Annotated in this window: 2 protein-coding genes; both read right to left on the bottom strand. The window is 65.8% G+C overall.

What is annotated here, in order from left to right; genetic code table 11:
- Positions 1-33: 33 nt before the first annotated feature.
- Complete coding sequence (locus QZY07_RS22305; protein ID WP_295407656.1) at positions 34-861, bottom strand: hypothetical protein; 828 nt, start codon at positions 859-861, stop codon at positions 34-36.
- Complete coding sequence (locus QZY07_RS22300) at positions 851-1,978, bottom strand: hypothetical protein (protein ID WP_295407654.1); 1,128 nt, start codon at positions 1,976-1,978, stop codon at positions 851-853. The genes QZY07_RS22305 and QZY07_RS22300 overlap by 11 nt, the downstream gene beginning before the upstream one ends.
- Positions 1,979-2,154: the final 176 nt, after the last annotated feature.

Here is a 2,154-nt window from a genome sequence, read left to right as displayed (position 1 = left end):
CGGAGACGCCTCATTCGGGCGCAAGCGGCGCTCTCAAGCCGATTCCTGCACGGGCTTCTGCGCCGCCAACCGTTCCAGAGCGTCCAGCGCCTGCTGCTTGCGTTGCGCAAAGCGTTGGCGCTCGGCGGCGGCGTCCAGCGCGGCGGGCGTGGCCGTCGCAGCGGCGGGCGCGCTCCGCCCCGTGATGGCCTCGCGCAACGCGCGCATCCGCTGGCGGGTGACGGCATCGGCCTCCAGCGGCAGGGCGATGACCGTGTTGCGGTCGGTCAGCGCGCCAGCCACCATGGCGGGAAGGCCCTCGGCACGCGGCGCGGGCAACTGCGCGCGCACCTGCTGCGCCGTCAGCCGTCCCGACCGCACCGCGTCCTGCGCGGCCACGGTGCGCCGTTCCGCGTCCCAGCCCAAAGACAATTGCCACCTCGGCGTCTGCCCGCTGGCCCGGCCTTCGCTCACCAGACGCCCATAGGCGGCTTTGAACGCCATCCGCGCGCCCACCGTGTCGCCGCTGTTCCACACCGGCGCGGACGCGCTGACGGCGGCCAGGATTTCGTCGGTGACGCACACCGTCGCGGCTTCGTCAAACGTGTCCAGGGCCAGCGCCCAGGCTTCGTCGGCGGTCGGTCGCTGGCCGTGAGCCTGTTCCAGCATGGCCAGCACGTCGCTCGGTTGCGGAAAGAAGCGCCCGCGCTCGCGGTCGAGCAGGTGCCGATCCAGCGCCGCGTGCAGGGTCGCCAGATCCAGCCGGCTGGACAGCAGTCGCCACCAAGTGATTTTGACGCCGCCAGAGACCGTGCGCCCATACTGCTCGCCGATCTCGTCGAGCAGGTCGGAGAACGCTTGTCGCTCGTGATCACACAACATGGAATTCACCCTCCAGGGCTCGGGAACGGTTCCCGGCGTTGAGAAAAGCGTTCAGCTTGGCGTCGGCGTGGTGCTGTCCGTGGGCCAGAGCGAGGAACTGGTCGACATGCGTTCCATCGCGACAAATCAGGCTGAGATCGTCGAAGGCGCGCTGGCGTTCGTTCTTGCCCTGGTGCCAGGCCGAGGCTTTGCAACCATCGACGGCGGCGAGCAGGTCATCGAGCGTGTAGCCGTCCTTGAGTCGGGCGGCGATGGCGGCCCGGCGTTTGGCGTCCAGCTTGGCCCGCGGTTTTTGCATTGTCTGCTGCCAGTGGGCAAAGACGCGCTCGACGGGATCGGGGCGCGGGGCGGAGACGGGAAGCACGTCGAGGGTCGGCCAGGTCGGGGTCGCGATCGCGGGACGACGGTCGACCGGTCCAGGCATTCGGTGGTCAGGGTTGGCGGTTCCCGCTGCCGTTGCCGCGTCAGGGGGAGTGGCCGTGACGACCGGGTGAACGAGCGCCACCGGGCGGGAAACGCACCGCTGTCGATCCGTGATCGACACGTGCGTTAGCACTTCTTCTTCTTCTTCCGGTTTACCGGATACCGGAGGGGTGACGTTCATTGCAGTGCAGCACGTTTTTTCGCGGCGTTGTTCATCGTGACGCTCCTGTACAGCATCGCCATGATTTTCTTGCACTTGACGCCCATCGGTCGGGGGGTTCCTTGTGTCGTTCGTCTTGCGTCGTTCCTGCGTCGTTCCTGCGTCGTTCCCTTTTTGGACGGACGGATCCATCGACGCCAAGGGAAGCCTTTTTAAGTACCCGCGATGCGGGTTTGAACCGGCGTCGATCAGCAGCGGAACCGCTCTTCCGAGGTCGGGAAGAACGCGCTCTAACTCGCGAATGGTCGCGCGAACCTCGCCCTTGGTCGGCGTCCATCGGTGGACCTGACTGCCCGGATCGGGAAGAAACGACACGGCGTCGCAGATCGTTTGGTAGTCGATTCGGTACGTCAGCCCGGCAGTTCCCGTGGCGTAATCCATGTGCCGACGGAAGACCCGCAGATAGATCAACTGTGCGAGCATCGATAACCCTCGGAGCGCCGCATCCTCTTGATCATTCCATTTGGTTTCCATGGCGCGTCACTGACCTCCTTCCGCACGGGCACTGGCCCGGATCTGCTCCAGCCCGTCTTCGACTATTCGCGCCCATTTTGCACGTAACCCTTTGTTTGGCTGACGCCGTAGGGGCAAAGGTCGGCACTACAAGCGATTAGTGTATGAGGGCATGGAGCGCGGTGGTGATCCTCGGT

Origin of the sequence: uncultured Thiocystis sp. (assembly GCF_903866365.1) — a bacterium.
Lineage (GTDB): Bacteria > Pseudomonadota > Gammaproteobacteria > Chromatiales > Chromatiaceae > Chromatium.
This window is presented reverse-complemented; position numbering and strand designations above follow the sequence as displayed.